General features: G+C 64.2%; 17 protein-coding genes and 1 pseudogene. 5 read left to right on the forward strand and 13 right to left on the reverse strand.

The window, feature by feature from the left end:
• Positions 1–13 precede the first annotated feature (13 nt).
• The 11 genes from tolB to QSJ95_RS23865 all read right to left on the reverse strand — a co-directional run bounded on the left by tolB (position 14) and on the right by QSJ95_RS23865 (position 9,258).
• Positions 14–1,258, reverse strand: coding sequence for a Tol-Pal system beta propeller repeat protein TolB (gene tolB / locus QSJ95_RS23815; protein ID WP_218585322.1), 1,245 nt, complete (start codon positions 1,256–1,258; stop codon positions 14–16).
• Between the two features lie 53 nt (positions 1,259–1,311).
• Positions 1,312–2,364, reverse strand: coding sequence for a cell envelope integrity protein TolA (tolA, locus tag QSJ95_RS23820; RefSeq protein ID WP_009616941.1), 1,053 nt, complete (start codon positions 2,362–2,364; stop codon positions 1,312–1,314).
• Between the two features lies 1 nt (position 2,365).
• The gene (tolR, locus tag QSJ95_RS23825; protein WP_009616940.1) at positions 2,366–2,830 is read right to left on the reverse strand and encodes a protein TolR; all 465 of its coding nucleotides are present in this window, start codon (positions 2,828–2,830) and stop codon (positions 2,366–2,368) included.
• Positions 2,831–2,848: 18 nt separating this feature from the next.
• Positions 2,849–3,544, reverse strand: coding sequence for a protein TolQ (tolQ, locus tag QSJ95_RS23830; protein ID WP_009616939.1), 696 nt, complete (start codon positions 3,542–3,544; stop codon positions 2,849–2,851).
• A 1-nt stretch (position 3,545) separates the two neighbouring features.
• Positions 3,546–3,992, reverse strand: a complete 447-nt coding sequence (gene ybgC / locus QSJ95_RS23835; RefSeq protein WP_009616938.1) for a tol-pal system-associated acyl-CoA thioesterase — start codon at positions 3,990–3,992, stop codon at positions 3,546–3,548.
• A gap of 52 nt (positions 3,993–4,044) precedes the next feature.
• Positions 4,045–5,109, reverse strand: coding sequence for a Holliday junction branch migration DNA helicase RuvB (gene ruvB, locus QSJ95_RS23840; protein ID WP_009616937.1), 1,065 nt, complete (start codon positions 5,107–5,109; stop codon positions 4,045–4,047).
• Positions 5,110–5,119: 10 nt separating this feature from the next.
• On the reverse strand, positions 5,120–5,725 hold the full coding sequence (gene ruvA, locus QSJ95_RS23845; protein ID WP_009616936.1) for a Holliday junction branch migration protein RuvA: 606 nt from the start codon (positions 5,723–5,725) through the stop codon (positions 5,120–5,122).
• Positions 5,726–5,751: 26 nt separating this feature from the next.
• On the reverse strand, positions 5,752–6,276 hold the full coding sequence (gene ruvC, locus QSJ95_RS23850; protein ID WP_009616931.1) for a crossover junction endodeoxyribonuclease RuvC: 525 nt from the start codon (positions 6,274–6,276) through the stop codon (positions 5,752–5,754).
• 84 nt (positions 6,277–6,360) lie between these two features.
• Positions 6,361–7,107: a YebC/PmpR family DNA-binding transcriptional regulator gene (locus QSJ95_RS23855; protein WP_009616929.1), complete on the reverse strand. Its 747-nt coding sequence runs from the start codon at positions 7,105–7,107 to the stop codon at positions 6,361–6,363.
• A 65-nt stretch (positions 7,108–7,172) separates the two neighbouring features.
• Positions 7,173–8,951, reverse strand: a complete 1,779-nt coding sequence (gene aspS / locus QSJ95_RS23860) for an aspartate--tRNA ligase (protein ID WP_285645715.1) — start codon at positions 8,949–8,951, stop codon at positions 7,173–7,175.
• A gap of 43 nt (positions 8,952–8,994) precedes the next feature.
• Complete coding sequence (locus QSJ95_RS23865) at positions 8,995–9,258, reverse strand: FmdB family zinc ribbon protein (RefSeq protein ID WP_043267539.1); 264 nt, start codon at positions 9,256–9,258, stop codon at positions 8,995–8,997.
• A gap of 218 nt (positions 9,259–9,476) precedes the next feature.
• Between QSJ95_RS23865 and QSJ95_RS23870 the strand changes: the two genes are divergently transcribed.
• The 3 genes and pseudogenes from QSJ95_RS23870 to QSJ95_RS23880 all read left to right on the forward strand — a co-directional run bounded on the left by QSJ95_RS23870 (position 9,477) and on the right by QSJ95_RS23880 (position 10,761).
• Complete coding sequence (locus QSJ95_RS23870) at positions 9,477–9,947, forward strand: Dps family protein (RefSeq protein WP_009616923.1); 471 nt, start codon at positions 9,477–9,479, stop codon at positions 9,945–9,947.
• A gap of 217 nt (positions 9,948–10,164) precedes the next feature.
• Positions 10,165–10,422 (forward strand): annotated as a pseudogene (locus QSJ95_RS23875) (cold shock domain-containing protein membrane protein); the annotation flags it as partial.
• Between the two features lie 108 nt (positions 10,423–10,530).
• Positions 10,531–10,761 (forward strand): cold-shock protein, encoded by a 231-nt coding sequence (locus tag QSJ95_RS23880; protein WP_134163507.1) that lies wholly within the window; start codon positions 10,531–10,533, stop codon positions 10,759–10,761.
• Positions 10,762–11,387: 626 nt separating this feature from the next.
• Here QSJ95_RS23880 and QSJ95_RS23885 read toward each other — a convergent pair.
• Entirely contained in the window at positions 11,388–11,594 is a 207-nt protein-coding gene (locus QSJ95_RS23885; RefSeq protein ID WP_009616920.1) for a SlyX family protein, read from the reverse strand.
• 5 nt (positions 11,595–11,599) lie between these two features.
• On the reverse strand, positions 11,600–12,022 hold the full coding sequence (locus QSJ95_RS23890) for an HIT family protein (protein ID WP_285645717.1): 423 nt from the start codon (positions 12,020–12,022) through the stop codon (positions 11,600–11,602).
• Positions 12,023–12,730: 708 nt separating this feature from the next.
• Between QSJ95_RS23890 and QSJ95_RS23895 the strand changes: the two genes are divergently transcribed.
• Together QSJ95_RS23895 and QSJ95_RS23900 are read left to right on the forward strand one after the other, a co-directional pair.
• Positions 12,731–14,077: an OprD family porin gene (locus tag QSJ95_RS23895; RefSeq protein ID WP_069863730.1), complete on the forward strand. Its 1,347-nt coding sequence runs from the start codon at positions 12,731–12,733 to the stop codon at positions 14,075–14,077.
• A gap of 199 nt (positions 14,078–14,276) precedes the next feature.
• Positions 14,277–15,992 carry a proline--tRNA ligase gene (locus QSJ95_RS23900; RefSeq protein ID WP_043317744.1) on the forward strand — a complete coding sequence of 572 codons (1,716 nt, stop codon included), beginning with the start codon at positions 14,277–14,279 and terminating at the stop codon, positions 15,990–15,992.
• Positions 15,993–16,000 lie beyond the last annotated feature (8 nt).

Here is a 16,000-nt window from a genome sequence, read left to right on the forward strand (position 1 = left end):
CAGTTGGCAACCGTCAGTTCAGGTAAGGGGACCAGGATGGCTCGCGCACGTCGCCCTGAGCGGTGGGTAGCGGTAACCGAACACGTCCGTTGATGCTGGCGAGCATCAACACGCCCCGGTCCTGCTGGCGGGTGGCGTATATTAGCATCGTGCCATTTGGCGCAACAGTGGGCGAATCGTTCAGCGTGGTGTTCGAAAGCACCCGCAGATTGCCGCGTTGCAGGTCCTGGGCGGCGATCTGGAAGTTGGTGAAACCTTCCTGGCGGTGGACCATCACCAGGGTCTTCTCGTCGGCCGAGAGTTTCGGGTTGGCGTTGTAGTTGCCGGTGAAGGTCACGCGGTCGGTGGCGCCGCTGTTGACGTTCATCTTGTAGATCTGCGGCTTGCCGCCACGGTCCGAGGTGAAGTACAGGGTCGAGCCGTCCTTGCCCCAGAAGGGTTCGGTGTCGATGGCCGCGTTGTTGGTCAGGCGGCGCAGCTGGCGCGAGCCCAGGTCCATCAGGTAGATCTCCGGGTTGCCGTCGCGCGACAGCACCAGGGCCAGGCGGTTGCCGTCCGGGGAGAACGCCGGGGCGCCGTTGAGGCCTTCGAAGTTGGTCAGCTGCTCGCGGCGGCCGGTATCCACGTACTGCATGAAGATGCGCGGGCGCTTCTGCTCGAAGGACACGTAGGCGATGCGCCGGCCGTCCGGCGAGAAGCGCGGCGAGAGGATCGGCTCGCGCGACTGCAGCAGGGTCACCGGGCGGGCGCCGTCGTAGTCGGCGCGCTGCAGGGTGAAGCGGGTGTTGTCGGCGGAGAAGCGCTCGGCGGTCACGTAGAGCAGCTTGGTGGAGAAGGCGCCCTTGATGCCGGTGAGCTTCTCGAACGACTGGTCGGCGATGAAGTGCGACATGTCGCGCAGCTGCTCGACGCTGCCGCCGACGCTGCCGGTGACGATCTGCTGCTGGGTGGCGACGTTGAACAGGCCGTACTGCACCTGCAGGCGGCCGCCGGCCGGGGTGATGTTGCCGATCAGCACGTATTGCGCGCCCAGGGCCTGCCAGTCGCGGTAGATCACCTCGCTGGCCTGGGCCGGCAGGCTGATCATGTTCTGCCGCGGGATCGGCTCGAAGTAGCCGGAGTTGCGCAGGTCGTTGCCGATGATGTTGGCCATGTCGTCGGGCAGGACGTTGCCGCCCTGCCAGCCGAAGGGCACCACGGCGATCGGCACGGCGCGATCGGCGCCGCTGGTCACCAGAATGTTCTTCTCATCTGCCATCGCCACGCCTGCCACGCAGAGCAGGGCGACGAGCAATCCTCTGAAAATCTTGATCACAGCGTGAGGTCCTCAGGCGTGAAGGTCATCTTGAAGGAACGGTAGGGATTGAAGTCCTTGGGACTCAGGCCCTGCATTTCAGTAATGCGACCGACGTTCCTCACGGCGTTCACCGCGGAACTGTCGAACGCCTTGTCGCCGCTGGAGCGGACGACGGTCGCATTGGTGATGGTGCCATCGGGCAGCATGTTGATCTGCACGGTAACACTCATGCCGTTACGGGCCGATGGCGGACGCGACCAGCCCTCGGATACCCGGGAGCGGATCAGGTCGTCGAAGTTGCCTGCCACCTCGTTGCCCTGTTCGTCGGCCAGGGCCTGCTGCCGCTGCGTGTCGTCGGACAGCAGTTCGGCCAGGGCCTGGGCCTTCTTGTCTTCCTGAGCCTTCTTCGCCGCAGCTTGGGCCGCGGCCTTCTTCTTCGCGGCGTCGGCGGCCGCCTTCTTCTTGGCGTCCTCCGCGGCGGCGAGTTTCTTGGCCTGCTCCGCAGCTTTCTTCTTGGCCTCTTCGGCGGCCTTCTTCTTGGCCTCCTCCGCGGCTTGTTTCTTGGCTTCTTCCTCGGCTTGCTTCTTGGCCTCTTCCTCGGCCTTCTTCTTGGCGATGTCGGCCTGCTGCTTCTGCGCCGCAGCCTTGGCCTCGGCCGCCTTCTTGGCGGCGTCCGCGGCCTTCTTCGCCTCGGCGGCCTTGGCTGCTTCCGCAGCTTTCTCGGCCTCCGAAGCCTTTCGAGCCTCATCGGCTTTCTTTTGTTCCGCAGCTTTCGCTTCGGCTATGGCTTGCTGCTCGACCTTCTTTTGCTCCAGCTGTTCCTGCTCGTACTGCTTGGCAGAGGTCTTCTTCGCCTCCCCGGCGATCTTCTGGTTGGTCTGCTGCGTGGCCTGGCTCTTGGACTTGAGCTGGTAGAGCGTAGCCTGGACGATCGGACGCGCAGGCGGCAGCTCGGGCGTCATGGCCCAACTGACGAAGAGCATCGCGAAAATCAGGACGTGCAGCGCTACCGCCAGTACGACCGGCCAGAAGTAGCTTTCCGATGGAGAGCGTTCGAGTTGGTGCATATCAGCTTCCGGGCGCCTCGGTGATCAGCCCGACGTTACCCACACCGGCCTTCTGCAACCCGCCCATGACGGCCATGACGGAGCCGTAGTCGACAGCCTTGTCGCCACGCACGAAGACCTGCACTTTCTTACCCTGACGGCTGTTCTCGGCCATGATGCCGGTGGCTGCGCTCACCAACTGGTCGAGATTGATCGCGGTCTGACTGCCCTTGCCCTGGTCGGGATCGACTTCCGAACCCATGTTCCAGTAGTAGGTCTTGTCGGCCTTGATCGATATGGTCAGCACCCGCGAATCGTTGTCCTGCGGGAGCACTTCGCTGGAAACCTTGGGCAGGTCGACCTTGACCCCCTGGTTCAGCATCGGTGCGGTCACCATGAAAATGACCAGCAGTACCAGCATCACGTCGATGTATGGCACCACGTTCATTTCCGCGACCGGCTTGCGTTTATGACGGACCCTTGCCATGTCGGCTTACCTCTCTGGTCAATCGTCGCTGGCGTGGACTTTGCGGTGCAGGATGGCCTGGAACTCGTCGGCGAAGGTGTAGTAGCGGCCGATCAGCATTTCCGAACGCGCGGCGAAGCGGTTATAGGCGATGACCGCGGGGATCGCGGCGAACAGGCCGATGGCGGTGGCGACCAGGGCCTCGGCGATGCCGGGGGCGACGGTGGCCAGGGTGGCCTGCTGCACGGCGGCCAGGCCGCGGAAGGAGTTCATGATGCCCCAGACGGTGCCGAACAGGCCGATGTACGGGCTGGTGGAACCGACGGTGGCGAGGAACGGCAGGCTGGTTTCCAGCTTCTCTTCCTCACGGGAGATGGCCACGCGCATGGAACGGGCCACGCCTTCCATCACCGCGTCCGGGTCGACGCCGGGCTGCTGGCGCAGGCGCGAGAATTCCTTGAAGCCGGCGCGGAAGATCTGCTCCACGCCCGAGTCCGGGTCGGGGTTGCTGCCGGCCTGGCGGTACAGCTTGGACAGGTCGATGCCCGACCAGAAGCGTTCTTCGAAGCCATCCAGGGCTTTTTTGGCCGAGCGCATCATGTTGCTGCGCTGGAAGATCATGATCCAAGAAGTGACCGAGGCGGCCACCAGGGTGAGCATGACCAGCTGCACCACGATACTGGCGTTGCTGATCAGGCTCCACATGGAGGTATGGTCGACGACGTTCGGTTCCACGTTATTCTCCTGCTGAAAGGGTGTCCGGAGTGCCGGCAAATGCCGCACGCAACGCTTCGGGGATGGCGCGGGGCTTCAGGTTGTCGGCCCGCACGCACGCCACCAGGAAGCGGCCCTCGCATAACAGGGCCGAATCCGACGCTCGACGAACCTGTTGACGGAACCGCAGGCTCGCACGGTTCAACTCCTCGACCTCGGCGCTGACGACCAGTTCGTCGTCCAGGCGAGCCGGCGCGTGGTAGCGCGCTTCGGCCGAATGAACGACGAAAAGCAGGTTCTCACCTGCCAGCTGGGATTGGGCGAAGCCCAAAGCCCGCAGCCGCTCGGTGCGAGCCCGCTCCATGAACTTGAGGTAGTTGACGTAGTAGACGATGCCGCCTGCATCGGTGTCCTCGTAATAGACCCGGAATCGATGCTCGAACGGCTGACCCCCGTGTTGCGCGCGCATACTCTAGAACCAAGTTGGGGCTTTGCCAATCGGCAATCAGCCACAAATGCAATTAATTACCATCTTCAGGGGAGAAAAGATCCGGCATCGCCCCCTCGCCCATCCGCTTCGGCAACTTCAGGCCGAAATGCAGGTACGCATGCCGGGTGACCACCCGTCCCCGCGGCGTGCGCATGATATAGCCTTGCTGGATCAAATAGGGCTCCAGCACGTCCTCGATCGTATGTTTTTCTTCGCCGATGGCCGCGGCGATGTTGTCCAGCCCCACCGGCCCGCCGTCGAACTTGTCGATCATGGTCAGCAGTAGACGCCGGTCCTGGTGGTCGAAGCCACGTTCGTCGACGTCCAGCAGGTTCAGCGCCTTGTCCGCCACCTCGCTGCTGATCGCCCCGCTGGCGCGCACTTCGGCGAAATCGCGCACGCGGCGCAGCAGGCGGTTGGCGATGCGCGGCGTGCCACGGGCGCGGCGGGCGATCTCGAAGGCGCCGGCCGGGTCCATGTCCAGGCCGAGGATGCCGGCCGAACGGGCGACGATGGTCGCCAGGTCGTCGACGCTGTAGAACTCCAGGCGCTGGACGATGCCGAAGCGGTCGCGCAGCGGGTTGGTCAGCATGCCGGCGCGAGTGGTGGCGCCGACCAGGGTGAAGGGCGGCAGGTCGAGCTTGATGGAGCGCGCCGCCGGCCCTTCGCCGATCATGATGTCGAGCTGGAAGTCTTCCATCGCCGGGTACAGCACCTCTTCGACGATGGGCGAGAGGCGGTGGATTTCGTCGACGAACAGCACGTCGCCCGGTTCGAGATTCGTCAGCAGCGCCGCCAGGTCGCCGGGGCGCTCCAGCACCGGGCCGGAAGTGCTCTTGATGGCCACGCCCATTTCCTGGGCGATGATGTTCGCCAGGGTGGTCTTGCCCAGCCCTGGCGGGCCGAAGATCAGCGTGTGGTCGAGGGCCTCCTTGCGCCCACGGGCGGCGCTGATGAATAGTTCCATCTGCTCGCGCACGCTCGGCTGGCCGATATAGTCGGACAGGCTCAGCGGGCGGATGGCGCGGTCCAGCTGCTCCTCGCGCTCGCGAGGGCCGGCGGTGGCGGCCGAGATCAGGCGATCGGTCTCGATCATGCGCGGCTACCTAGACCATGCCCTTGAGCGAGCGGCGGATGAGTTCTTCGCTGGACAAATCTTTTTCCTCCACGGCGGCCACGGCGCGGCTCGCCTCCTGGGGCTTGAAGCCTAGCGCGATCAGCGCGCTGACGGCATCGGCCTCGGCGCTTGAGACTGTTGCGGCCAGTTTCGGTTCCGCCACCAGGGGGGCGATGGTCGGCATGTTCTCCCAGGCCTTGAAGCGGTCCTTGAGCTCCACCAGCAGGCGCTCGGCGGTCTTCTTGCCGACCCCGGGGATCTTCACCAGGGTGGAAGTATCCTGCGCCTGCACGCAACGCACCAGCTCATCCACTTCCAGGCCCGACATCAGGGCCAGGGCCAGCTTGGGGCCGACGCCGTTGAGGCGGATCAGTTCGCGGAACAGCTCGCGCTCGCGCTTTTCGGCGAAGCCGTAGAGCAGGTGGGCATCTTCGCGCACCACCAGGTGCGTGTGCAGGGTCACCGGTTCGCCGAGGGCGGGCAGGCGATAAAGAGTGGTCATCGGCACTTCCAGCTCGTAGCCGATGCCATTGACGTCGAGGATCAGGTGCGGCGGCTGCTTTTCCGCCAGGGTGCCACGCAAGCGTCCAATCACGGCTCAGGGTCCTTGCAGGTTGTCGGTCAAAGGCGCAGGCGCCCGCCGCGGCGGCGCGCGGTGGACAGGCCATGGGGCACCAGGCTCTGCCGGGTGTGGGCGTGGCACAGGGCGATGGCCAGGGCGTCGGAGGCGTCGATCTGCGGTTTCTGCGTCAGTTTCAGCAGGTGCATGACCATCATCTGGACCTGCAGCTTGTCGGCCCCGCCGGTGCCGGCGATGGCCTGCTTGACCTGGCTGGCGGTGTATTCGGCGATCTCCAGCCCCTCCTCCGCCGCCGCGACTATGGCCGCGCCGCGGGCCTGGCCGAGCTTGAGCGCGGAGTCGGCGTTGCGCGCCATGAACACCTGCTCGATGCCCATCATGCTCGGGTGGTAGGTCTGGATGACCTCGCGCACGCCGCGGAAGACGATCTGCAGGCGTTCGTGCAGGGCGCCGCTGCCGGTGCGGATGCAGCCGGAGGCGACGTATTCGCAGCCGCGGCCGGTGTCCCTCACCACGCCGAAGCCGGTGATGCGCGAGCCGGGGTCGATGCCTAGGATCAGGGTCATGTGCCGGATACCAAAAGCCGGAAGCCGGAGCGGTCGAATCCGACGGCTCCGGCTTCCGGCGCGAGGCCCATGTCGGGGATGGCGTCAGCCAAGCTGCGCCATCACCTCTTCGGGGATGTCCGCGTTGGAGTAGACGTTCTGCACGTCGTCCAGGTCCTCGAGCATGTCGATCAGCTTGAGCACCTTCTGCGCGGTCTCCAGGTCCAGGGTCGCGGTGGTCGAGGGGATCATCGAGATCTCCGCTTCCTCGCCCTTGAAGCCGGCGGCGGTCAGCGCCTCGTTCACCGCGATGAAGTCGGCGAAGCTGGTGAAGACGTCGATGGAGCCGTCGTCGTTGGTCACCACGTCGTCGGCGCCGGCCTCCAGGGCCGCTTCCATCAGGGCATCCTCGTCGACGCCGGGGGCGAAGCTGATCTGCCCCTTGCGGTCGAACATGTAGGCCACCGAGCCATCGGTGCCGAGGTTGCCGCCGCACTTGCTGAAGGCATGGCGCACTTCGGCCGCGGTGCGGTTGCGGTTGTCGGTCATGGCCTCGACGATGATCGCCACGCCGCTGGGCGCGTAACCTTCGTAGGTCAGTTCTTCCATGTTGTCCGCGTCGTTCGAGCCGGCGCCACGGGCGATGGCTCGATCGATGGTGTCGCGGGTCATGTTGGCGGTCAGCGCCTTGTCCACGGCCAGGCGCAGACGCGGGTTGTCAGCCGGGTTGCCGCCGCCCTGCTTGGCGGCGACCGTCAGTTCGCGGATCAGCTTGGTGAAGATCTTCCCGCGCTTGGCGTCCTGACGCTCCTTGCGGTGCTTGATGTTGGCCCATTTGGAATGACCAGCCATAACTCACTCCGTCTAGCTTGTTGCGGCGGCGGCGCAGGCTGTGCGCCGCCGCGGTTCATCTGGAATTACTCGGCGGCCTTCTGCTGCTCGCGCAGGCGGATGTGCAGCTCGCGCAGGGCCTTGCCGTCCACGGTGCCCGGAGCCTGGGTCATGACGTCGCCGGCGCTCTGGGTTTTCGGGAAGGCGATCACTTCGCGGATCGACGCGGCGCCGGTCATCAGCATCACCAGGCGGTCCAGGCCGAAGGCCAGGCCACCGTGCGGCGGGGCACCGTACTTGAGGGCGTCGAGGAGGAAGCCGAACTTCTCTTCCTGCTCCGCATCGTCGATGCCCAGCACGCGGAACACCGCCTGCTGCATGGCCTTGTCGTGGATACGGATGGAACCGCCGCCCAGCTCGGTGCCGTTGAGCACCATGTCGTAGGCGCGGGACAGCGCGGCGGCCGGGTTGGCCTCCAGCTCTTGCGGGGTGCACTTGGGCGCGGTGAACGGGTGGTGCAGCGAGGTCAGGCTGCCGTCGTCGTTCTCTTCGAACATCGGGAAGTCCACGACCCACATCGGCGCCCACTCCTTGGTGAGCAGCTTGAGGTCATGGCCGACCTTGATGCGCAGGGCGCCCAGGGCGTCGCAAACGACCTTGGCCTTGTCGGCGCCGAAGAACACGATGTCGCCATCCACGGCGCCGACGCGATCGAGGATCACGTTCAGGTTCGGCTCGGCGATGTTCTTGACGATCGGCGACTGCAGGCCTTCCACGCCCTTGGCGCGTTCGTTGACCTTGATGTAGGCCAGGCCCTTGGCGCCGTAGATGCCGACGAACTTGGTGTAGTCGTCGATCTGCTTGCGCGGCATGCTCGCCCCGCCCGGAACGCGCAAGGCGGCGACGCGGCCCTTGGGATCGTTGGCCGGGCCGGAGAAGACCTTGAACTCGACATCCTTCAGCTGGTCGGCGACGTCGACCAGTTCCAGCGGGATGCGCAGGTCCGGCTTGTCCGAACCGTAGCGGCGCATGGCTTCTTCGAAGGGCATGTGCGGGAACTCGTCGAACTCCACGTCCAGCACTTCCTTGAACAGCTGGCGCACCATCTTCTCGGTGATGGCGATGATGTCGTCTTCATCGAGGAAGCTGGTCTCGATGTCGATCTGGGTGAATTCCGGCTGGCGGTCGGCGCGCAGGTCCTCGTCGCGGAAGCACTTGGCGATCTGGTAGTAGCGGTCGAAGCCGGCGACCATCAGCAGTTGCTTGAACAGCTGCGGCGACTGCGGCAGGGCGAAGAAGTGGCCCGGGTAGGTGCGGCTGGGCACCAGGTAGTCGCGCGCGCCCTCGGGGGTCGGGCGGCCGAGGATCGGCGTCTCGACGTCGAGGAAGCCGTTGTCGTCCAGGTAGCGGCGGATGCTGCTGGTGATGCGCGCGCGCAGCTTCAGCTTGGCGGCCATTTCCGGGCGGCGCAGGTCGATGAAGCGGTAGCGCAGGCGGGTTTCCTCGCCCACATCGGAATATTCGTCCAGCGGGAACGGCGGAGTCTCAGCCTGGTTCAGTACGTCCAACTCGTAGCCCAGCACCTCGATGGCGCCGGAGGCCATGTTGGCGTTGCGCGCGCCTTCCGGACGCATGCGCACCTTGCCGGTGACCTTGACCACGTACTCGCTGCGCACGCGGTCGGCCTTGGCGAAGGTCTCGGCGCGATCCGGGTCGAACACCACCTGGGCCAGGCCTTCGCGGTCACGGATGTCGAGGAAGATCACCCCGCCGTGGTCGCGGCGGCGGTGCACCCAACCGCAAAGCGTGACTTCCTGGCCGTCCAGGCTCTCGTTCAATTGGCCGCAATAGTGGCTGCGCATCATGGTGTGTTTCGCTTCTCGCAAGTCTTGGATTCGAGGGAACCGCTCATTCGCCGGCGGCACAGGCGCCCGAGCCGCAGCCCGTGGCGGGGCAGGCGGACTCGGCGGACGCCAGGTTCTTCTTCGCGCCGGTCTTGAAGTCGGTTTCGTACCAGCCGCCGCCGCTCAGGCGGAAGCCGGGGGCGGAGACCATCTTCTTCAATTCCGGGGCCTGGCAGGCCGGGCAATCGACCAGCGGCGCATCGCTGAGCTTCCGCATGGCTTCCAGCTGATGGCCGCAGGAACGGCATTGGTATTCGTAAATCGGCATCGGGACACCTTGGCTGATACATGGCCGCGGGCCCGCATCCCGCGGCAAAGGCGCGGATTATAGCCTGAAAAAACCATGACTTGCAGCCGCCCTCCGGCAGCCCCCCCGCGGCGGCCGGCCGATAGAAATCCACTATCGGAAGCTTTGATTCAAACCAAAAGGATCCTACCCGCCCCCGTGCTAGCCTGACCGGGAATTTTCACCAAGAGGAAGACGCCATGGAAATCGACATCGGCATCGCCGAACAGGACCGCGCCGCCATCGCCGAGGGGCTCTCGCGCCTGCTGGCCGATACCTACACCCTCTACCTGAAGACCCACAACTTCCACTGGAACGTCACCGGTCCGATGTTCAATACCCTGCACCTGATGTTCGAGGGGCAGTACACCGAGCTGGCCCTGGCGGTGGACAGCATCGCCGAGCGCATCCGCGCCCTCGGTTTCCCGGCGCCGGGCACCTACGCCGCCTACGCCCGCCTCTCCTCTATAAAGGAAGAGCAGGACGTGCCGGACGCCCAGGAAATGATCCGCCTGCTGGTCCAGGGCCAGGAAGCCGTGGTGCGCACTGCGCGCAGCATCTTCCCGCTGGCCGACAAGGCGGCCGACGAGCCCACCGCCGACCTGCTGACGCAGCGCATGCAGGTCCACGAGAAGACCGCGTGGATGCTGCGCAGCCTGCTCGCCCACTGACACCTCCCCGCCGGGCCCGGCATCATGCCGGGTCCCCCTCTGCTCGCCCAGGCGCTAAGCGGTTGATTTGAGAAGGCTATCGGTTTGCTGTTAAATACCGCCCGTGCGCCTCGCGCATAGGCCGCCGGCCTCTTTCAGGTCATTTTCATCGCTGCGAACCAGACCGCACGACCGGCTGCTTCTCTTTACGCTTATCGCTCAAGGTGAATCCATAACCATGCTGAAAATCGTCCACCTGCTGACGGGCGTTGCCGCCCTCGTGCTGTCCTTCGCACCCTCGCTGCGCACCGATGCCATCCCCTACCTGCAGAACCCCGACGCTGTCTACCTGGCCCTGCTCGGTCTGACCGCCCTGCTGCTCACCCCCGCCAGCCAGCGGGTGCAACAGCTGCAGAGCCTGGTATCGGCGCTGATCGCCCTGGCCGTGGTCCTGCAGATCCTCATCCTGCTGGCGCCGCTGCCGTCCATCGGCGACCAGCCGGCCATCGTCCTGCCCCTGCTGATCCTGGCCATCGCCGTAGTCCTGCAACTCGCCAGCGGCCTGCAGAAGCGCCCCAGCGCCGGCGCAGCCCCCGAAGCCCCGATCAGCGACGAGAACCGCGAGACCGGCACCGTGAAGTGGTTCAACACTTCCAAGGGCTTCGGCTTCATCTCCCGCGACACCGGCGAGGACATCTTCGTGCACTTCCGCGCCATCCGTGGCGAAGGGCACCGTATCCTCATCGAGGGCCAGCGCGTGGAGTTCTCCGTGGTGCAACGCGACAAGGGCCTGCAGGCGGAGGATGTGATCGCCGCCCTGCCCGGCCGCCGCTGAGGCCCGTGCCGAAGCGCCGATCGGCGCAATGCCGGTTGCTTGAGACAGATGCCGTTTCCCCCATGGGGAAACGGCATTTTTCATTTTTGGCTCAAGAGCGCCCCCCCGGCTGCGCGCCCTGCCTGGAAGGGAGAGCGGGCTGTTCGTGCCACCTGAGCGTCCGGCGTGGCCGGGGAGTCCAATCGCGGACAAGTCCGCTCCTACGCCCGCGCTTCCCTGTAACCGTAGGAGCAACTGTCTTGCAAGCCGCGCCGGGGTGCTTTTCGTAGGATGGATTGAGCTTGCGAAACCCATGCGGTCATGGCGATGGGTATCGCTTCGCTCAACACCATCCTACGGGTCTTGTGCTTGCCGGAGGGTGTAGGAGCGGACTCTGTCCGCGATTCGGCGGATAACGCCGTAGGCGTTATGCGCCCTACGGATTTCCAGAGAAACCTCCGCGCACTCCGAAACGCCCCTTCAGAAGGCCGAGCGAAACCCGCGCTCGCGGAAATGACGAGGGCGGGAGGATGGCGCCAAACCAAGAAGCCGCTCAGAACAACCCTCTCTCCCTTCGGGAGAGGGGGCTCTTAAACGCCACCGGCAGACACCAGCCCCGTAAACGACGCTGCCTCTACTACCACCACTCAATAATGCGGCGGCGGCACATCATCCTCGGCAATACCGACCTGCCCCTGCAGATCTTCCAGGCGCTTGAGCAGCACCTGCATCTGCAGGCGCAGGCGCTCGATCAGCCGCTCCTGCTCATAGACCACGTCGCTCAGCGTCTGCAGAGCGTCATCCTGGAACGCCAGCCGGCTCTCCAGATCGGTTACCCGTTCCTCCAGGCTCATGGCATTCACTCCTCGAAACGAAAGGCGTCGCCCAGGGCCATGCGCAGCTTGCCGCGCACCGCCAGCAACTCCTCGGGCGTGTAGGGGCGCGCCGGATGCCGGCCCCAGACGGGGCCCGGCCAGGCTGCGTCGTCGCGGCGCCGCACGATGACGTGCATGTGCAATTGGCTGACCACGTTGCCCAGGTTGGCGACATTCATCTTGTCGGCCTTGAAAGTGTCCTTGAGCACTTCCGCCAGATGGGTCGCCTCGCGCCACAGTTCCTGCTGCTCGTCCGGCGCCAGTTGGAAGATCTCGCTGACATCGTCGCGGCGCGGCACGAGGATGAGCCAGGGATATTGCGCATCGTTCATCAGCAGCAGGCGGCTCAGGGGAAAGTCGCCCAGCACGATGGTGTCCTGCTGCAGGCGGGAATCCAAGACGAACATCTGACTTCTCCTGTTCGACCAGTCTTGAAATAGAAGCTTAGCCCCCTCGGGGGAGCGCTGGGCGCGGAGGATACTAGAGGCAGGCGGGGAACGGCAGCCGTCCCGCGGCGGCGCGGCACCCTATTCGTGCACTGCGCCAAATCGGGGCACTTTCCGACAACAGGGAAGCAGGGGCATCTGCTGCCTACGGAAAGGAACCTGGCAGGAAAACCCCGGCTTCTCGAACGAACCTGCAACCCCGGGCGAGCGCCAAGGGAGTAAGGCAAGCCGCAAATATTCTCGCAACATCTTGAAATCTGCGCGCCAACGGCATACACCGTGCAGCATCCGGAACGATAGCGAAACCTTCGAGGGGACGAATCGGGTTTTGAGCACGGATGTTGCTAGATGCTCGCCACCGGGAAGAACAAACAAAAGCGCGGATCGCAACTGAGCAAAAAATAACCAGAAGATACGCGACATCACCAAGGGGAAATAAAAGAAACGAGTGTCAAGTGGTCGCGTAACCAGATTCTCAAGATGAGACCTACTTGGAAGCGACACTTGTCATACATGTTTGCGACAGTACCATAAAGAAACCGTTTGAAGTTTCCGGCAACTATCGCCAAGACAACACGCGTGCTATAAGTTAGCGCCGACAAGAAGAACGAGCCGTCACCGCGGCACATAGTGATGGCAAATAATTTCAAAACCAAAGGAGCAATCACGATGAAAGTGATGAAGTGGAGCGCCATTGCCCTGGCGATTTCTGCAGCCACCTCGCAACTGGCCATGGCCGAAGCCTTCGTCAGCGACCAAGCGGAATCCAAAGGATTCCTCGAAGATAGCCATCTGACCATCACTAACAAGATGGCCTATTTCAACCGCATGACCGGCGGTGATGGCCATGACGCCAAAGCGCGCAACGCTCGCGATCCGCGAGACGCCACCTGGGGAATCCTGGCCAACTATGAATCCGGCTTCACTCAGGGTACCGTCGGCTTCGGTATTGATGCATTCGGCTACCTGTCCCTGAAACTGGACGGTGGCGATGGCCACCCGGGTAGTGGCTATACTCAGGTTGATGACCACGGCAAATTGAACGACGACTTTGGTAAAGCCGGCGGTGCCGTCAAGGTCCGTGTCTCCAAGACCGAACTGAAATACGGCGACATGCAACCCACCGCACCAGTCTTCGCAGCTGGCGGCACTCGTCTGATTCCTCAGGTAGCAACTGGCTTCAACCTGCTGAGCAGCGAAATCGCCGGCCTGGACCTGGAAGCAGGGCGATTCACCAGCTCCAGCGGTGTAACCAGCACCAATCGTGACGGTGAAATCTGGGCAACATATGCCAACAAGCAGACTAACGCAGCCAGCTTCATCGGCGGCAAGTATGCCTTCACCGATAACGCCAGCGTCGCGCTCTACGGCGCCGAGTTTGAAGACCTGTGGCGCCAATATTACCTGAATGCCAACTACACTCTGCCTCTGGCCGACAACCAGTCCCTAGGCTTCGACTTCAACATCTACCGCACCAACGACGAAGGCAAGGCTGATGCGGGTGAGATAAGCAACACCACCTACTCGCTGGCCGCCGCTTATACCTTTAGCGCCCATACCTTCACTCTGTCCTACCAGAAGGTCCATGGTGATGAGCCGTTCGACTATGTCGGTTTTGGCAACAACGGCGCGGGTGACGGCGGCGACTCGATCTTCCTCGCCAACTCCGTGCAGTGGTCGGACTTCAACGGTCCGGGCGAAAAATCCTGGCAGGCTCGTTACGACCTGAACATGGCCGAGTACGGCGTCCCCGGCCTGAGCTTCATGGTCCGCTACATCCACGGCGACGACATCGACGGCACCAAAGCAGATCCGAATGGCGCCTATGCAGGCAACTACGGCGAAGATGACAGCGAACACGAAACCAACGTCGAAGCCAAATACGTAATCCAGGAAGGCCCCGCCAAGGATCTGTCCTTCCGTATCCGTCAGGCCTTCCACTATGGCGACGACTCCACTGGTGGCCGCCAGAACGAGTTCCGTCTGATCGCGGAATACCCGCTGTCGATCATGTAATCGGCTCGTGGATTCCAGCACTTAAAAAGAAGCCCGGCATCAACCGGGCTTCTTTTTTCTATGCCCCCCCACAAAACCTACACATCATGACTGGCCCTTCACCTCCTCCATGATGACAGGGACCGCGCCCTGTACGGCGCCAGGCACGCACCGTACAATGCCCGCCTACCTCTGTCTCGCAATCGAATAACGGCCAACCATGCGTACCAGTCAGTACCTGCTGTCCACCCTGAAAGAAACCCCTGCCGATGCCGTGGTGATCAGCCACCAGTTGCTGCTGCGCGCCGGCATGATCCGCAAGCTGGCCTCGGGTCTCTACACCTGGCTGCCGATGGGCCTGCGGGTGCTGCGCAAGGCCGAGACCATCGTCCGCGAAGAAATGAACGCCGCCGGCGCCCTGGAAGTGCTGATGCCGGCCGTGCAGCCCGCCGAGCTGTGGCAGGAGTCCGGCCGCTGGCAGCAGTACGGCCCCGAGTTGCTGCGCCTGAAGGACCGCCACGACCGCGAGTTCTGCGTCGGCCCGACCCATGAAGAGGTCATCACCGACCTGGCGCGCAACGAGCTGTCCAGCTACAAGCAGCTGCCGATCAACTTCTACCAGATCCAGACCAAGTTCCGTGACGAGATCCGTCCGCGCTTCGGCCTGATGCGCGGCCGCGAGTTCATCATGAAGGACGCCTACTCCTTCCACATGAACCAGGAGTCGCTGCAGCAGACCTACGACGGCATGTACACGGCCTACTGCAAGATCTTCACCCGCCTGGGCCTGGATTTCCGTCCCGTGCAGGCCGACAACGGCTCCATCGGCGGCAGCGGCTCCCACGAATTCCACGTGCTGGCCAACTCCGGCGAGGACGACATCGTCTTCAGCGACAGCTCCGACTACGCCGCCAACATCGAGAAGGCCGAAGCCGTACCGCGTGAAACCGCGCGCGGCGCCGCCACCGAGGAACTGCGCCTGGTCGACACGCCTGACACCAAGACCATCGCCGACCTGGTGGAGAAGTTCGGCCTGCCCATCGAGAAGACCATCAAGACCCTGGTGGTGCGCGGCGCCGAGGAAGGCAAGCTGGTCGCCCTGGTGGTCCGCGGCGACCACGAGTTGAACGAGATCAAGGCCGCCAACCAGCCCCTGGTCGCCAGCCCCCTGCAGATGGCCAGCGAAGCCGAGATCAAGGCCGCCATCGGCGCCGCCCCCGGCTCCCTGGGCCCGCTGAACCTGCCGCTGCCCTGCATCGTCGACCGCTCGGTGGCCCTGATGAGCGACTTCGCCATCGGCGCCAACCTCGACGACAAGCACTACTTCGGCGTGAACTGGGAACGCGACCTGCCGCTGCCGGAAGTCGCCGACCTGCGCAACGTCGTCGCCGGCGACCCCAGCCCCGACGGCAAGGGCACCCTGGTGATCCGCCGCGGCATCGAGGTCGGCCACATCTTCCAGCTCGGCACCAAGTACAGCGAGGCGATGGGCCTTTCCGTGCTCAGCGAGCAGGGCAAGCCGGTCACCCTGATCATGGGCTGCTACGGCATCGGCGTCTCCCGCGTGGTCGCCGCCGCCATCGAGCAGAACAACGACGAGCGCGGCATCCTCTGGCCGGCCGCCCTGGCGCCTTTCCAGGTCGCCATCGTGCCGCTGAAGTACGAGACCGAAAGCGTGCGCGAGGCCACCGACAAGCTCTACGCCGAGCTGACCGCCGCCGGCTACGAAGTGCTGCTGGACGACCGCGACAAGAAGACCAGCCCCGGCGTGAAGTTCGCCGACATGGAGCTGATCGGCATCCCGCACCGCATCGTGGTCAGCGACCGCGGCCTGGGCGAAGGCACCCTGGAGTACAAGGGCCGTCGCGACAGCGAGTCGCAGAACATCGCCGTGGCCGACGTGATGAGCTTCCTCAAGGCGAAGATCGGCAACTGAGCAGCGCG

The organism is Pseudomonas sp. NBRC 100443 (genome assembly GCF_030268185.1).
Taxonomy (GTDB): Bacteria; Pseudomonadota; Gammaproteobacteria; order Pseudomonadales; family Pseudomonadaceae; genus Pseudomonas; species Pseudomonas citronellolis.